Annotated in this window: 12 protein-coding genes and 5 tRNA genes; 3 read left to right on the top strand and 14 right to left on the bottom strand. The window is 63.6% G+C overall.

Annotated features, from left to right (window positions below; genetic code table 11):
• Positions 1-7: 7 nt before the first annotated feature.
• Positions 8-98: transfer RNA gene (locus tag ARC78_RS04960), tRNA-Ser, on the bottom strand.
• 203 nt (positions 99-301) lie between these two features.
• Between ARC78_RS04960 and ARC78_RS04965 the strand changes: the two genes are divergently transcribed.
• A complete protein-coding gene (locus ARC78_RS04965; RefSeq protein WP_054657159.1) occupies positions 302-1,006 on the top strand; it encodes a PP2C family protein-serine/threonine phosphatase in 705 nt (234 codons plus the stop codon).
• 15 nt (positions 1,007-1,021) lie between these two features.
• Here ARC78_RS04965 and dnaQ read toward each other — a convergent pair whose 3' ends face one another.
• From dnaQ to ARC78_RS04980, 3 genes are read right to left on the bottom strand one after another with little or no spacing between them, the layout of a single operon-like run.
• Positions 1,022-1,750, bottom strand: a complete 729-nt coding sequence (gene dnaQ / locus ARC78_RS04970; protein ID WP_054657157.1) for a DNA polymerase III subunit epsilon — start codon at positions 1,748-1,750, stop codon at positions 1,022-1,024.
• 8 nt (positions 1,751-1,758) lie between these two features.
• Positions 1,759-2,211: a ribonuclease HI gene (rnhA, locus tag ARC78_RS04975; RefSeq protein ID WP_054657155.1), complete on the bottom strand. Its 453-nt coding sequence runs from the start codon at positions 2,209-2,211 to the stop codon at positions 1,759-1,761.
• Positions 2,212-2,227: 16 nt separating this feature from the next.
• Entirely contained in the window at positions 2,228-2,812 is a 585-nt protein-coding gene (locus ARC78_RS04980) for a class I SAM-dependent methyltransferase (protein ID WP_241772669.1), read from the bottom strand.
• Positions 2,813-2,892: 80 nt separating this feature from the next.
• Between ARC78_RS04980 and gloB the strand changes: the two genes are divergently transcribed.
• Together gloB and ARC78_RS04990 are read left to right on the top strand one after the other, a co-directional pair.
• Positions 2,893-3,657, top strand: a complete 765-nt coding sequence (gloB, locus tag ARC78_RS04985) for a hydroxyacylglutathione hydrolase (protein ID WP_054657153.1) — start codon at positions 2,893-2,895, stop codon at positions 3,655-3,657.
• A complete protein-coding gene (locus ARC78_RS04990) occupies positions 3,654-4,865 on the top strand; it encodes a lytic transglycosylase domain-containing protein (protein ID WP_054657151.1) in 1,212 nt (403 codons plus the stop codon). Before gloB ends, ARC78_RS04990 begins: the two co-directional genes overlap by 4 nt.
• A gap of 87 nt (positions 4,866-4,952) precedes the next feature.
• Here ARC78_RS04990 and ARC78_RS04995 read toward each other — a convergent pair whose 3' ends face one another.
• The 10 genes from ARC78_RS04995 to tig all read right to left on the bottom strand — a co-directional run bounded on the left by ARC78_RS04995 (position 4,953) and on the right by tig (position 14,062).
• Positions 4,953-6,920, bottom strand: coding sequence for a peptidyl-prolyl cis-trans isomerase (locus ARC78_RS04995; RefSeq protein ID WP_057505859.1), 1,968 nt, complete (start codon positions 6,918-6,920; stop codon positions 4,953-4,955).
• A gap of 129 nt (positions 6,921-7,049) precedes the next feature.
• Positions 7,050-7,126, bottom strand: a tRNA-Asp gene (locus ARC78_RS05000).
• Between the two features lie 68 nt (positions 7,127-7,194).
• A tRNA-Asp gene (locus ARC78_RS05005) sits at positions 7,195-7,271 on the bottom strand.
• An 80-nt stretch (positions 7,272-7,351) separates the two neighbouring features.
• Positions 7,352-7,428, bottom strand: a tRNA-Asp gene (locus ARC78_RS05010).
• A gap of 27 nt (positions 7,429-7,455) precedes the next feature.
• Positions 7,456-7,530 (bottom strand) — tRNA-Val (locus ARC78_RS05015).
• A 12-nt stretch (positions 7,531-7,542) separates the two neighbouring features.
• A complete protein-coding gene (locus tag ARC78_RS05020; protein ID WP_054657149.1) occupies positions 7,543-7,815 on the bottom strand; it encodes an HU family DNA-binding protein in 273 nt (90 codons plus the stop codon).
• Between the two features lie 207 nt (positions 7,816-8,022).
• Entirely contained in the window at positions 8,023-10,482 is a 2,460-nt protein-coding gene (gene lon / locus ARC78_RS05025) for an endopeptidase La (protein WP_054657147.1), read from the bottom strand.
• A gap of 177 nt (positions 10,483-10,659) precedes the next feature.
• Positions 10,660-11,946 (bottom strand): ATP-dependent Clp protease ATP-binding subunit ClpX, encoded by a 1,287-nt coding sequence (gene clpX / locus ARC78_RS05030; RefSeq protein ID WP_054657145.1) that lies wholly within the window; start codon positions 11,944-11,946, stop codon positions 10,660-10,662.
• Between the two features lie 127 nt (positions 11,947-12,073).
• On the bottom strand, positions 12,074-12,700 hold the full coding sequence (gene clpP / locus ARC78_RS05035) for an ATP-dependent Clp endopeptidase proteolytic subunit ClpP (RefSeq protein ID WP_054657143.1): 627 nt from the start codon (positions 12,698-12,700) through the stop codon (positions 12,074-12,076).
• A 66-nt stretch (positions 12,701-12,766) separates the two neighbouring features.
• Positions 12,767-14,062 carry a trigger factor gene (tig, locus tag ARC78_RS05040; RefSeq protein WP_057505860.1) on the bottom strand — a complete coding sequence of 432 codons (1,296 nt, stop codon included), beginning with the start codon at positions 14,060-14,062 and terminating at the stop codon, positions 12,767-12,769.
• Between the last annotated feature and the right edge of the window lie 119 nt (positions 14,063-14,181).

Raw genomic sequence — 14,181 nt, forward strand, 5'->3', positions numbered from 1 at the left:
CTTAATCTGGCGGAGAGGGGGGGATTCGAACCCCCGAGGCGCTATAAACGCCTGCCTGATTTCGAGTCAGGTACATTCAACCGCTCTGCCACCTCTCCAGATGGTCCCCGGCGAACCGGGCTGCGAATAATAAGGGGCATTGGCATTGCCGACAAGCGGTTTTTCACAATTGACGCGCCATCGCCTGCCCGGAGCGGGCGTTGCGGCAACCGGCAAGCCACATTGCGACGCTTGCTGTACACCTCCATGAACGCGATGATGCGTTGCCCTTCCTGACGCAATACAGCCCACGCCGGCACTCATGATCGAATTCGGACACCTCAGCCATGTCGGCCTGCGCCGCCAGCTCAATGAAGACACCTACTACGGTGACAGCGAGCTCGGCCTGTGGCTGGTGGCTGATGGCATGGGCGGACACGCCTGTGGCGAAGTGGCCAGCGCCCTGGCGCGGGAAACCATCGTCCGCGAGATCCGCAAGGGGATCCCGCTGGTCCAGGCGATCCGTATCGCCGATGAGGAGATCATCCGCACCTCGCGACGGCGCAATGACAGCCTGCCGATGGGCACCACCGTGGTGGCCGCACAGATCCTGGGGCACCAGTTCGAAGTGGCCTGGATCGGCGACAGCCGCGCCTACCTGTGGCGGGACGGCAAACTGAGCCAACTGAGCCAGGACCACAGCTACGTGCAGGAGCTGGTCGCAAAAGGCTCACTGACCGCCGAACAGGCCCGCGCCCACCCGCACCGCAACGTGGTCACCCAGGCATTGGGAGTCACCGACCCGGCGCACCTGAACGTGGCCACGATGACCGGGGAATTGCGCCCGGGCATGCAGCTGCTGCTGTGCAGCGACGGGCTGAGCGAGGAAGTGGACGATGCCAGCATCGCCAGCATGCTGGCCCATGCCGATTGCAGTGCGCAGGAATGCGTGGACACCCTGGTCGGCGCGGCACTGGATGGCGGCGGCTCGGACAACGTGACCGTCATCCTCGTCCGCTGCCACTAGCCCCCTTCGATTGCCTCAGGCGGTTTCCGGCGCCACCGGCGCACGCTCACCATCCCACCAGGCGTGACCGGCCTTCTTGCGCAGCCGCGCCAGCCGGGCTTCGTGTGCCTCCAGCTCGGAACCGGTCGCCAGCACCCGCGGGCGCGGCAGCAAGACCGCAGGGTCAAATGCCTGTACCGCGCCGACAGCGCCACTGCGCTCGGCCTCTGGCTGACCGAAGCCGATCTCCTCCTGGCCCGAGGTCAGGGCGATATACACATCGGCCAGAATCTGCGCATCGAGCAGTGCGCCGTGCAGCTGGCGATGCGAGTTGTCCACGCCCAACCGCCGGCACAGCGCGTCCAGCGAGTTGCGCTGGCCAGGGTAGCGCTCGCGCGCCATCAGCAGGGTATCGGTGACGGTGACCCGCTCGGCCAGCCGGGTTTTTCCGGCCAGCGCCAGCTCGTTCTCCAGGAAGCCCATGTCGAACGAGGCGTTGTGGATGATCAGTTCGGCGCCATCGACATAGGCCAGGAACTCGTCGACTACTTCTTCAAAGCGCGGCTTGTCGGCGAGGAACTCCAGGGTCAGCCCGGTGACTTCCTGCGCCCCACTCTCGAACTCGCAATCGGGCTTGAGGTAACGATGGAAATTGTTGCCGCTGGGGCGGCGTTCAAGCAGCTCCACGCAGCCGATCTCGACCACGCGGTTGCCTTTCTTCCAGTCCAGGCCGGTGGTTTCGGTATCAAGGATGATCTGGCGCACGGCCTACCTCAGTTGCTTGCGGCGCTGGCGCGCACGCGGATGGCTTCATCGCGGGCCAGCTGGTCCACGCGTTCGTTGTCCGGGTCGCCGGAATGGCCCTTGACCCAGCGCCAGTCGATCCGATGCCGCTGGGTGGCCGCGTGCAGACGCTCCCACAGATCGCGGTTCTTGACCGGATCGCCACCGGCGGTTTTCCAGTTGCGCCGCACCCAGCCGCCCATCCATTCGGTGATGCCCTGGCGCACGTACTGCGAATCGGTATGCAGCACGATCTCACACGGCTCGGTGAGGGTCTCCAGGCCCGAGATGGCGGCCATCAACTCCATGCGATTGTTGGTGGTGTGACCTTCCCCGCCGGTGACCTCGCGCTCATGTCCCTTGTAGCGCAGCAGGGCGGCCCAGCCGCCCGGCCCGGGATTACCGAGGCACGCGCCGTCGGTGTGTATTTCAATGGATTTCATGTAGTTCCGTAAAAAGTCAGGTCGCCAGCGGCCGGCGCCAATCGGCCGTCCTGAGCTGGCCAATAGCGGTCAACGTGGTGGTGCGCTTTTCCCCGCTCAATACACAGATCGCGCGCAATGCCGCCAACGACGTACCTGCGCCTGCACCGGAGGAATCCAGCAAAGGCCCCAGATGGCGCAGCGAGGTGCAGCGCAGACCCTGGCGCTGGATCAGCATCCGGCAATGCCCCGCCGAGGGTGGCCGTGCGCCCTGCCATTGCCAGTGCGTGCGGTAGGGACTGCAGCGGTTGAGCAGTGTCATCCACAGCCGCCCCCCGGGCATCAAGATCCGCGCGCACTCGGCCAGCAGATCCGCCGCCTGCTCCGCCGCCACATGCTGCAGCACGATCGCATTGACGGACTCGGCCGGCAGCGGCAGGGGCAGCGAGCAACGCAGATCGCCGTCGTACCCCGGTCCGGTCACATGCGGATGCAGCCGGATGCCCCGGCCCTGGGGTGGAGACACGGGCAACCAGCTGGCCGCCGGCCCCATCCACAGCCAAGGCTGCGCCGGTACCGCACGCAACTGTTCAAGCAGGGTCCGATGCTCGAGTTCACGCATCGCAAGCGCGCCAGTTTTCTCAAACCAGGCCGAGACTGCAGCTTGACGGGGGAACGGGGCGGCAGGCATGGTCCAATTCTATGCGACTGACCGCCCTGCCTGCATTTCAGGACAACTACATCTGGGCGCTGCAAACACCTGACGACCGCACGGTTTTTGTCGATCCGGGCCAAGCCGGCCCCGTATTCGACGCCGCGGACCAAGGCATGCAGCCCGCTGCCGTCCTGCTCACCCACCACCACGACGACCACATCGGCGGCGTCGCGGCGCTGCGCCAGCGCTGGCCCTGGCTGCCGGTGTTCGCCCCAGCCGATGAACGCATCACTTTGGATTGTGAACGGGTGGGTGAAAACGACCGGGTACAATTGCCCGGCTTCGATTTCACCGTGCTGGAAGTTCCCGGCCACACCCGGAGCCATATCGCCTACCTCGGCCACAACCACCTGTTTTGTGGCGACATGCTGTTCAGCCTGGGCTGTGGACGCATGTTCGAAGGTACGCCCGCCCAGATGCTGGCCTCGCTGCAACGCCTGGCCGCGCTGCCCCCGCAGACATGGGTCTGCTGCGGGCACGAGTACACACTGGCCAATGCCGTGTTCGCTCGGCATATCGATCCCACCAACGCGGCATTGCAACGCCGCCAACAGGAAGCTCAGGACATGCGCAGCCGCTCACGCCCCTCCGTTCCCGCCCTACTGGCCAGCGAACTGCAGTGCAACCCATTCCTGCGCACCAACGACTCCGCCATTCGCGCCGCCGTCGCCACCCGTCTGGGCCGGGCGCCAGCCGATGAAGTGGAGACCTTTGCCGAATTACGGCGCTGGAAAGACGGTTTCCGCGCATGAAGCGGCACGCTCTGGCGCTCGCGCTCGGGATGTTTCTGGGCGTGGGCGCGGCTGCCGCCAGTACCCCGCCGCTGCCCGTCAGCGCCGGGGTGAGCCAGAACCTCGCGGCACTGGGCGCCTTGCCCATTGACCCGGCCTCGCTGCCGCCGCCGACCAGCCGCAATGGTCGCGAGATTTTCGCCAACTTCCGCGAAGGCCTGGCCGACGCCCAGTGCGATGCCGCCGCGACCAATCCCCGCTGGCGCAAGCACTTCGCACACGCCCCTTCGCGCCTGGGCAATATCGAAGACGATGCACTGCCGCTGTTCGGTTACGTGGTTGATGAACTGCGTGAGGCCGGCCTGCCGACCGAATATGCGCTGATCCCCTTCGTGGAAAGCGGCTACAGGCCCGGCGCGCGCAATGCCGGTGGCCCTGCCGGGCTGTGGCAGTTCATCGCCACCACCGCACGCAACCACCGGGTACCGATGGAAGCCGGCTACGACGGCCGCCTTTCTGCGGTGGATTCCACCCGCGCGGCCGTACGCTACCTGAAAACGCTGCACGGCATGTTCGGCGGCGACTGGCGGCTGGCGGTGATGGCCTACAACGCCGGCGAGTACCGCATCCTGCAATCGCTACGGCGGGCCGGCATGAACGCCCAGAACGCGCGTCCCGCAGAGTTGCCCGGGCTCTCGCCCATCACCTATTCGTATGTCGAGAAACTGCACGCGCTGGCCTGTGTGCTGGAACAGGCCGAGAAGCAACCGGATCTGATGGCCGCCCTCGACCGTCCAGTACCGATTCTCAAGGGCCACCCGCTGCCAGCCAACACCACGCTGGCCGCCTGGTCGGCGCAGAATGCACTGGACCCGGCCCGAATCGCCCGCCTCAACCCGGCCGTGACCGGTGCACGCCCGGGCGTGCGGGTGCTGGCACCTGCGATGATCGGCCATGCAGAAGGAGCCATAGCGCAGACCGACAGCTTCGCAGTGGCCTCCTCCTCCCCACCTCCGGCCACGGCCGCAGCCCCGCGCGTGGCCAGCAGCAGCGCAGCAACCACCACCGGCCGGACCTCACGCCGCCATACCGTGCGCAGCGGCGAATCGGCCTGGTCGATCGCACGTCGCTACGGGGTTCCCGTCAAAGCCCTGCTGGCCCGCAACAACCTGGACGCCAAGGCGACGCTCAAACCGGGCATGGTGCTCAACTTCGAAGATGCGCGCTGAGGCCGCAGCTCCCCTGCCCACCCGACACTGCAGGACAGACAAATAAAAAAGCCCGGCGAAAGCCGGGCTTTTTACTTGAACCCAGACCTAGAGCTGGGATTCCTGCACCTGCACCTTGAAGCGCTTGCGCATGCCATCCACATAGGCCTTCGCCGCCGCAGCGCCATCGATCTGGCTGAGCTGCTGCTTCAACATGGACTGCTGCTGCTCACTCACTTCAGCGATATCGCCAGGCGTCACCTTGGTCACCGCGAACACCGCATAGCGACCATCGCCCATGTCGACTTTGCCATAGCTCGGCTTGTCGGCACTTGGCGGTGCCGCAGCGAATACGGCTCGATTGGCCTCAACGGTAGGCATCGGCGCGGTACGCGGCAGACCCGGCATCGGCAACAGCTGCAGTTTTTCGGATTCGGCCAGCAGCTGCAGGGTTTGTCCGCTGCCCAGCTTGGCCAGCAGTGCATCAGCGGCCTTGCTCGATGCTTCTTCCGTACGGTGTGCGCGAATGGCCGCAATCACCTGCTCACGTGCCTGCGCAAGCGGGATCGGCTGCTCCGGCGTGTGCTCGGTGACACGCAGCATCACGTTGTGGTTCGGCGCGATCTCGATCGGGTCACTGACCGTACCGTCTTCCACCCGCGCGTCGGAGAACGCCGCACGCAACACGGCCGGGGTGGCAGCGATACCGCTGGCGGTCGTCCGCGTGAACGGTCCCAGCACCTGCACCGGCACGCCCACTTCCTTGGCTGCCGGCTCCAACGCGGTCGGGTTCTTGTAGACCAGATCCACCAGGCGCCCGCTCAGCTCGCTGAACGCCTTTTCGGTATCAGCCTGCAACTGTTCGGCAGCCAGCTGATCGCGGACCTCCTCGAACGGACGCCCTTCACCGCCCTTGATCTCGCGCAGCTTCAGCACGTGGTAACCGAAATCGGTCTTGACCGGCCCGGTGATCTCGCCAATCTTCATCGCATACAGGGCGTCCTCGAACGGCTTGACCATCACTTCGCGCTCGACCCAGCCCAGATCACCACCCTCGTTCTTCGAGCCCGGGTCATCGGAGTTGGCCTTGGCCAGTGCCGCAAAATCAGCCCCCTGCCTGGCTTCTTCAGCCAGCTTTGCCGCCTTGGCTTCTGCGGCCTTCTGCGACGCCGCATCGGAACCGGCGCTGATCAGGATGTGCGATGCCAGACGCTGCTCAGGCGCAACAAAACGCGCCTTCTCCTCGTCGTAGCGACGGCGCAGCGCGGCGTCATCAGCCGGCGCAACCGGCGGCAACGTCGCCGCACTGAGTTCAACGTACTCGATGGAGACACTTTCCGGCTGCAGGAAATCCTTCGGATGGCTGTCGTACCACTGCTTGATTTCGTCATCGCTGACAGCGGCGGTATCGACTTCCGGTGCGGGCAACAGCGCGAACTCGACGTCACGGGTTTCACCCAGCAGCTTCAGCAGACGCTCGCTTTCACCCTTGGTGACAAAACCGGACTGTGCAAGCGCGCTGGGAATGATCGACTGCTGCAGACTGGTGCGCACCAGCTGTTCGAACATCGCCGGTGTCCGCGGCGGCACACTCTGCGCCAGCACCAGCCGGTACTGGTCGGCATCGAACTTGCCATCGCGCTGGAACGCCGGAATGCTGGCGATGTAATCGCGCACCGCGGCATCGCCGATCACGATATGCGCGTCTTCAGCCGCCAGACGCACGACCTGCTCGTCAATGAGCTGATCCAGCACCAGCAGTTTGTTCTCCGCCGTTTCGAATTCACGCGGATCGAAATTCTCGCCCTGCTGCTCACGCGCCTGCATCCGCGCCTGCTCGAAACGGGTACGGAATTCTTCGGCACTGATTTCGTGATGGCTCCACAGGAACGACATCGGCCACCAGGACGGCGCCGACTGCCACCAGGTCGGCGGCGCCGACACCTTGGCCACGTTCTGCGCACCGACACCGCCAAGATAGCTGTTGTCGATCACGAACAGGAACGGAATCATCAACAGGCCCATGATCACGGTAACGATCCAGCCCGAGGTCTTGTCGCGGAGTTTCTGCAGCATGGGAAAAATCACGGCCCGATTGGCGAGCCGGGCAGTGTAACCCGCTTCCCGCCCGACTCCCAGCGCACGTGTTCCACATGAGCGGCCAAAGAAAAACCCCCGGCTTGCGCCGAGGGCTTTTGAGACAACTGGCGGAGCGGACGGGACTCGAACCCGCGACCTCCGGCGTGACAGGCCAGCATTCTAACCAGCTGAACTACCGCTCCACGTTTTGACTCGTCCGTCCTGCAAGGTTTCCCCGCAAAACGCGCATTCCGAAGAATGACTGGATAAATGGCGGAGCGGACGGGACTCGAACCCGCGACCTCCGGCGTGACAGGCCAGCATTCTAACCAGCTGAACTACCGCTCCACATTTAACCTGTTTGTTTTCTCCGGTCCCGGGGGACTTGAGAAAACGAGGCCCCCGATTCCTCAGGGGCCCGTATGAAGTGGCGGAGCGGACGGGACTCGAACCCGCGACCTCCGGCGTGACAGGCCAGCATTCTAACCAGCTGAACTACCGCTCCACTTTCAAACTTTTACCAATGATGCTTTGGTGGGTGCTGAGGGTTTCGAACCCCCGACCCTCTCCGTGTAAGGGAGACGCTCTACCGCTGAGCTAAGCACCCTAGGTGAGCCGCTTAGTTTACAGCGTCTTTCAGAGCTTTGCCAGCCTTGAACGCAGGATTTTTCGAAGCGGCGATCTTGATGGTGTCACCGGTCTTCGGATTACGGCCGGTGCGCTCGGCGCGCTCGCGAACCTGGAACGTACCAAAGCCGACGAGAGTCACGGCATCGCCCTTCTTCAGAGCTTTGGTGATCTCGGCGATGACGGCGTCAACTGCACGGCCAGCCTCAGCCTTGGACAGGTCGGCAGCAGCGGCAACGCCATCAATCAATTCGGTCTTGTTCATTCTGTAAAACTCCCTTTGCGGTAATGCCGCGGAATAGATGGGTGGGTCGTCGCCCGCATTTGCAGCAGCGGCAACCGGAAAATCCTTCAAACACGTTGCCTGTGATTTCACAGGTACGTGAGTCGCACTTTTATACCAGCCGCCCCCTACCCGCGCAAGCTGAAAAGCCAATAACGACGCGGGTTTCAGGGGTTTTCAGCACTGCATTCAATGCTTGACGCGTGTTGCCGGAGATGACTTGGCCTTGCCTCGTACCGCCACACGCGGCGCTTTCTTGCCCACCTTCTTCGGCGCCGGTGGCGACTCCAGTGCGATATCCAGCACTTCATCGATCCACTTCACCGGCACGATGTGCAGATCGCGGGTGACATTGGCGGGGATATCAGCCAGATCCTTGCGGTTCTCGTCGGGGATGAGCACGGTGCGGATGCCACCGCGCAACGCCGCCAGCAGCTTCTCCTTCAAACCACCGATGGCGGTGACGCGGCCGCGCAGCGTGATTTCACCCGTCATCGCCACATCCGCCTTGACCGGAACCCGGGTCAACGTGGAGACCAGCGAGGTGACCATCGCGATACCCGCGCTGGGGCCATCCTTCGGCGTGGCGCCATCGGGCACATGCAGATGCACATCGTGCTTCTGCAGGAAATCGACATCGATCCCCAGCGTTTCGGCACGCGCACGCACCACCGACAATGCCGCCGTCGCCGACTCCTTCATCACATTGCCCAACTGGCCGGTCAGGGTGACAGCGCCTTTGCCCGGAATCAGTGTCGACTCGATCTGCAACAGGTCACCGCCGACCTCGGTCCACGCCAGACCGGTGACCAAGCCGATCTCGTTCGCCTCCTCGGCACGACCGAAGTCGAAGCGCTGCACGCCTAGGTATTTCTCCAGGTTCTTCGCGTCCACCACCACCACGGCTTTCGGCTTCTTGGCAGATTTCTTTGCAGCCACTTTCTTCACCGGCTGCGGACCGGCCAGGGCAATTTCCTTCACCACCTTGCGGCAGATCTTGGCGATCTCACGCTCGAGGTTGCGCACGCCCGATTCGCGCGTGTAGTAGCGCACGATGTCACGGATCGCCCCCTCCTCGATCGCCAGCTCCTCCACCTTCAGGCCATTGGCCTTGAGCTGCTTGGGCACCAGGTAACGGGTGGCGATGTTGAGCTTTTCATCCTCGGTATAGCCCGGGATGCGGATCACTTCCATGCGGTCCAGCAGCGGACCGGGGATGTTCAACGAGTTGGAGGTGGCCACGAACATCACTTCGCTCAGGTCCAGATCGACCTCGAGGTAGTGGTCGTTGAAAGCGTTGTTCTGCTCCGGGTCCAGCACTTCGAGCAGGGCCGAGGACGGATCGCCACGGAAATCCATCGACATCTTGTCGATCTCATCCAGCACGAACAGCGGATTCTTGCTGCCGACCTTGTTGAGGTTCTGCACGATGCGGCCCGGCATCGAGCCGACGTAGGTACGGCGATGGCCACGGATCTCGGCCTCGTCGCGGACGCCACCCAGGCTCATGCGCACGAACTTGCGGTTGGTGGCCTTGGCGATGGACTGACCGAGCGAGGTCTTGCCCACGCCGGGCGGTCCGACCAGGCACAGGATCGGGCCCTTCATCTGCTTCACGCGCGACTGCACGGCCAGATACTCGAGAATGCGGTCCTTGACCTTCTCCAAGCCGTAGTGGTCGGCATCCAGCGTGTCCTGCGCGGCCTTCAGATCCTTGCGGACCTTGGTGCGTTTGTTCCACGGCACACCCAGCAGCCATTCCAGATAGTTGCGCACCACCGCCGCTTCTGCCGACATTGGCGACATCTGCTTGAGCTTGTTGAGTTCGTTCTTGGCCTTGGCCTCGACCGCCTTGGGCATGCCGGCGTCGGCGATCTTGCGCGCCAGCTCTTCCAGCTCGCCCGGCGCGTCATCCAGATCACCCAGTTCCTTCTGGATGGCCTTCATCTGCTCGTTGAGGTAGTACTCGCGCTGGCTCTTTTCCATCTGCGACTTCACGCGCCCGCGGATGCGTTTCTCCAGCTGCTGCACGTCGATCTCGCCGTCGACCAGGCCGACCAGCATTTCCAGACGATCACCGATCTGCAGGGTTTCCAGCAGCTTTTGCTTGTCGGCCAGGCGCACGCCGATGTGCGCGGCGATGGTGTCGGCCAGACGCGCCGGCTCATCGATACCAGCCAGCGTCTGCAGCAGCTCCGGCGGCAGCTTGCGGTTGGTCTTGACGTACTGCTCGAACAGCGACATCAGCGAACGGGCGATCGCCTCGATCTCTCGCGGCTCGCGCGTCTCATCCGATTCGATTTCCACGCCGTGCCCCTGCAGCGCGCCATCCTGCTCATGGACCTTGTCCACGGCCACGCGCGAGAGCCCCTCGACCAGCACCTTGATGGTGCCATCGGGCAGCTTCAGCAATTGCAGCACCTGCGCCAGGGTACCGACGGTGTACAGGTCCGCCGCGGCCGGGTCATCGGTTTCGGCCGACTTCTGCGCCAGCAGCAGGATGCGCTTGTCCGCCTCCATCGCGCGCTCCAGCGCCTGCATGGACTTGTCGCGGCCCACGAACAGGGGAATGACCATGTGCGAGAACACCACCACGTCGCGCAGTGGCAGGACCGGCAGGTCGAGGACTTCGAGTTGGGACTGGGCCATGGGGGCTCCGCAGGAATTCGGGGGAACAACCAGCCGGGAGCTGGTGGGTGGACAAGGCTGAAATAAAAAAGCCGATGGCCCCGTTATGGGGCCATCGGCGAGGTGTTGCAAGAGGTGTACGAGCGAGATTCTGAACGGGCAACCCAGCCCCGCAACAGTGCGTCCCGTTGCCCCTGTTCAGTCGCCGGAAGCAGCCTTGGGCGGTGCCGGCGGCGTCTGGTAGATCACGTACGGCTCGGACTTGTTCTCGATGACCGATTCATCGACCACCACCTTGCTGACATTTTCCTGCGACGGCAGGTCATACATGGTGTCCAGCAGCACCGACTCGACGATCGTGCGCAGGCCGCGGGCACCGGTCTTGCGCTTGATCGCCTTTTTGGCGATGGCCGCCAGCGCGTCGGGCCGGAACTCCAGCTCGACGTTCTCCATCTCGAACAGTTTCTTGAACTGCTTGGTGATGGCGTTCTTCGGCTCGGTCAGGATCTTGATCAGTGCCGGCTCATCGAGCTCTTCCAGCGTGGCGACCACCGGCAGGCGGCCGACAAACTCGGGGATCAGACCGAACTTGATCAGATCTTCCGGCTCGACCTCGGCCAGTACCTTGCCGATCTCCTGCTTGCGCTCGGTGCTCTTGACCTTGGCGCCAAAGCCAATACTGCTGGTTTCCGAGGAACGCTGCTGGATCACCTTGTCCAGGCCGGCGAACGCGCCGCCACAGATGAACAGGATGTTCTTGGTATCGACCTGCAGGAACTCCTGCTGCGGATGCTTGCGTCCGCCCTGCGGCGGCACGCTGGCCACGGTGCCTTCGATCAGCTTCAGCAGGGCCTGCTGCACACCTTCGCCCGACACGTCGCGGGTGATCGACGGGTTCTCGCTCTTGCGCGAGATCTTGTCGATCTCATCGATGTAGACGATGCCCTGCTGCGCCTTCTCGACGTCGTAGTCGCACTTCTGCAGCAGCTTCTGGATGATGTTCTCCACGTCCTCGCCCACGTAACCGGCTTCGGTCAGCGTGGTCGCATCGGCCATGGTGAAGGGCACATTGAGCAGCCGCGCCAGCGTTTCGGCCAGCAGCGTCTTGCCCGAACCGGTCGGGCCGACCAGCAGGATGTTGGACTTGGACAGCTCGACGTCGTCGTTCTTCTGACGGCTTTCGATGCGCTTGTAATGGTTGTACACCGCCACCGCGAGCGTGCGCTTGGCGCGGGTCTGACCGATCACATACTGGTCCAGGACCTCGAGGATTTCCTTCGGCTTGGGCAGCGAACTGCGTGCCGACTGGGCCTTCTCCTCAAGCTCCTCACGGATGATGTCGTTGCACAGCTCCACGCATTCATCACAGATGAACACGCTCGGGCCCGCGATCAGCTTGCGTACTTCATGCTGACTCTTGCCGCAGAACGAGCAGTAAAGAATCTTGCTGCTGTCCCCGGAACGACCTTGCCGGTCTTCGCTCATGCTTCGCTTACCCAGTTGCTTCCCCCTATGAACAGGGGGTTCAAATTCGAGAATAACACAGGGCCGGAGGGACACCAGCCCCGTTCCGACCCTGCAGAATTGCCGTGTTTTCCGGCAGTTTTTACCATCAGGCCGCTTGGATCGACTCGTCCGGACGACGCTCAAGCACCTGGTCCACCAGACCATAGGCCTGGGCCTCGGCCGCGCTCTTGAAATTGTCGCGCTCGGTGTCGCGCGCGATGGTTTCCAGCGATTGCCCGGTGTGCTTGGACAGCACCTCGTTCAGGCGAGCGCGCAGGGTCAGGATTTCACGCGCATGGATGTCGATGTCGGTGGCCTGGCCCTGGAAGCCCCCCAGCGGCTGATGGATCATCACCCGCGAATTAGGCAGCGCATAACGCTTGCCGGCCGCACCGGACGCCAGCAGCAGCGCGCCCATGGAGGCCGCCTGACCGATGCAGATCGTGCTCACATCCGGCTTGATGTATTGCATGGTGTCGTAGATCGCCATACCGGCGGTGACCACGCCACCGGGCGAATTGATATAGATACTGATGTCCTTTTCCGGATTTTCCGCTTCCAGGAACAACAGCTGCGCCACCACCACGTTCGCCATGTGATCGTCGATGGGACCGACCAGGAAAATCAGGCGTTCTTTGAGCAGGCGCGAATAGATGTCATAGGCGCGCTCGCCGCGGGCGGTCTGTTCGACCACCATTGGAACCATGTTCAGGGCTTTGGCTCGGTTGTCCATTACGTGGGGCACCTATTTTGAGAGGAACACCCCGCGCCAGCGGCGCGGGGATCAAACGCCCGCCAGTTACTGGCGGATGGCTTCCTGGAACGACAGCGACTGCTCGGTGTGCTGGGCACGCTCGGCGATCCAGTCGATCACCTGCTCTTCCATCACGCGGTTCTGCAGGCCAGCCATAAGCTGGGGGTCGTTGCGGTACATCTCAATGACCTGCTCGGGCTCTTCGTAGGTCGAAGCGATCAGGCGCATGGTTTCGTTCAGGCGTTTCGGATCCAGGCGCAGCTCGTTCTTGCGGGCCACTTCACCGACCAGCAGGCCGACCAGCACGCGCTTGGCAGCGGCGTCCTTGAAGCCTTCATGGGCATCGGCCGGCACTTCGCCCGGGTTGCCGCCCTGGCGACGGATGGCCTCGATCTGCTGGGCCAGCATCGCACGGGCTTCGTTCTCGACCAGACGCGGCGGCAGCTCCACCGAGGAATAGGCGGCAATCAGCTGCTCGCCCACTTCACGGCGCAGACGGTTCATCAGCGCACCCTTGAGCTCGCGCTCCAGGTTGGAACGGATGTCGGCGCGGAACTGCTCCGGATCACCGTTCTTCACACCGAAGCTCTTGATAAACGCGGCGTCGACTTCCGGAACTTCCTGTTCGGAGACTTCAACGGCCTTGACGGTGACCTTGGCCGTCTTGCCGGCCAGCGCCGGCACGCGCCAGTCGGCCGGGAAATCGACGTCCAGCGTCTTTTCCTCGCCCTTGGCCAGCCCGACCAGGCCCTTTTCAATCGACTCGAACATCATGCCCTGGCCGAGAATGATGGTGCCCTTCTCGGCACCTTCCGCCGGCAGGCGCTCGTCGCCGATCTGCGACCAGGTTTCCAGACCGACCAGATCCCCTTGCTGCGCACCGCGCGCAACCGGCTTCCAGCTGCGGCGCTGCGCACGCAGGTTCTCGATCATCTGGTCGATGTCGGCGTCGCTGATTTCAGCGGTGTGACGCACAACGTTCAGCTTGGTCACATCGACATCGCCGAAGTCCGGCACCAGCTCGACGGTGGCGACGAAATCGAACTCGCCTTCGCCGGCCTTGTCGATGCGCGGATTGCCGGCGATGCGCAGCTCATGCTGGCGCAGCGCGGCGTCGAACGTCTCGCGCAGCAGGCCATCCACCGCCTCGGCGCGCACCTGCTGACCGAAGCGCTGCTCGATCACCTTGGCCGGCACCTTGCCTGGGCGGAAACCCTTGATGCGCGCAGTGCGAGCGATCTCACCCAGGCGTCCATTGATGTGGGTCTGCAGGCGCTCCTCCGGCAGGGAAAAGGTCAGACGGCGTTCCAGGTTGCCGGTGGATTCGATCGAAGCTTGCATGTGGACTCCTGCCACCGGTGGCGCATGGGCCCCGGCTCGATTGGTAGAGAAACGGATTTGAACGGCGCACGTATCCACGCCAGCCCGGTAGTTTCGCTGATTCTGGCGGGCGCTTCCAG

This window comes from Stenotrophomonas pictorum JCM 9942, from assembly GCF_001431585.1.
Lineage (GTDB): Bacteria > Pseudomonadota > Gammaproteobacteria > Xanthomonadales > Xanthomonadaceae > Stenotrophomonas > Stenotrophomonas pictorum.

Coding starts and splice junctions, on each gene's coding strand:
- ARC78_RS04965 (WP_054657159.1), top strand. CDS start 302: ATGATCGAATTCGGACACCTCAGCCATGTCGGCCTGCGCCGCCAGCTC.
- tig (WP_057505860.1), bottom strand. CDS start 14,062: ATGCAAGCTTCGATCGAATCCACCGGCAACCTGGAACGCCGTCTGACC.
- clpX (WP_054657145.1), bottom strand. CDS start 11,946: ATGAGCGAAGACCGGCAAGGTCGTTCCGGGGACAGCAGCAAGATTCTT.
- ARC78_RS05020 (WP_054657149.1), bottom strand. CDS start 7,815: ATGAACAAGACCGAATTGATTGATGGCGTTGCCGCTGCTGCCGACCTG.
- ARC78_RS04990 (WP_054657151.1), top strand. CDS start 3,654: ATGAAGCGGCACGCTCTGGCGCTCGCGCTCGGGATGTTTCTGGGCGTG.
- gloB (WP_054657153.1), top strand. CDS start 2,893: ATGCGACTGACCGCCCTGCCTGCATTTCAGGACAACTACATCTGGGCG.
- clpP (WP_054657143.1), bottom strand. CDS start 12,700: ATGGACAACCGAGCCAAAGCCCTGAACATGGTTCCAATGGTGGTCGAA.
- ARC78_RS04995 (WP_057505859.1), bottom strand. CDS start 6,920: ATGCTGCAGAAACTCCGCGACAAGACCTCGGGCTGGATCGTTACCGTG.
- rnhA (WP_054657155.1), bottom strand. CDS start 2,211: ATGAAATCCATTGAAATACACACCGACGGCGCGTGCCTCGGTAATCCC.
- lon (WP_054657147.1), bottom strand. CDS start 10,482: ATGGCCCAGTCCCAACTCGAAGTCCTCGACCTGCCGGTCCTGCCACTG.
- ARC78_RS04980 (WP_241772669.1), bottom strand. CDS start 2,812: ATGCGTGAACTCGAGCATCGGACCCTGCTTGAACAGTTGCGTGCGGTA.